Genomic DNA, 736 nt, shown 5'->3' with positions numbered 1-736 from the left:
GATGTGCCGTTGTTGCTGGGGTCGGTGAAGTCGAACATCGGTCATACGCAGGCGGCTGCGGGGGTGGCCGGGATCATCAAGATGGTCTTGGCGATGCGGCATGGGGTGGTGCCGGCGTCGTTGCACGTGGATGCGCCGTCGTCGCATGTGGACTGGTCGTCGGGTGCGGTGGAGTTGGCGACCGAGTCGCGGCAGTGGCCGGGCGTGGAGCGTCCCCGGCGGGCGGGTGTGTCGTCGTTCGGCATCTCGGGCACGAACGCGCACGTGATTCGTGGACGTGTCGTGGTCGTTGGCGACGACCCGTGCCGCGTTGGAGCATCGCGCGGTGGTGTGGGGCTCGGACGTCGACGAGCTGGCGGCGGGCCTCGCGACGGTGGCCGAGGGCCGGGTCTCGGGTGTGGTGTCGGCGGGTCGTCGGGCGGTGTTGTTCACGGGTCAGGGTTCGCAGCGCGTGGGCATGGGCCGGGACCTGTACGACGCGTTTCCGGTGTTCGCGTCGACGTTCGACGAGGTGTGCGCCCGTTTCGACGGCTTGTTGCCGCGTGCGTTGCGCGAGGTGGTGTTCGCCGAGCCGGGTTCGGAGACTGCGGCTCTGTTGGATCAGACGGTGTTTGCGCAGGCGGGGTTGTTCGCGGTCGAGGTGGCGTTGTGGGAGTTGCTCGCGTCGTGGGGTGTGCGGGCCGATTTTGTGGCGGGTCATTCGATCGGTGAGGTGACGGCCGCGTACGTGTCGGGG

General features: G+C 68.8%; 1 pseudogene. It reads left to right on the top strand.

The features are described from left to right. Nucleotides 1-736, top strand: a pseudogene (locus IF06_RS32710) (acyltransferase domain-containing protein); the annotation flags it as partial.

Origin of the sequence: Micromonospora globosa, assembly GCF_000717585.1 — a bacterium.
Taxonomy (GTDB): Bacteria; Actinomycetota; Actinomycetes; order Mycobacteriales; family Micromonosporaceae; genus Micromonospora; species Micromonospora aurantiaca.
This window is presented reverse-complemented; position numbering and strand designations above follow the sequence as displayed.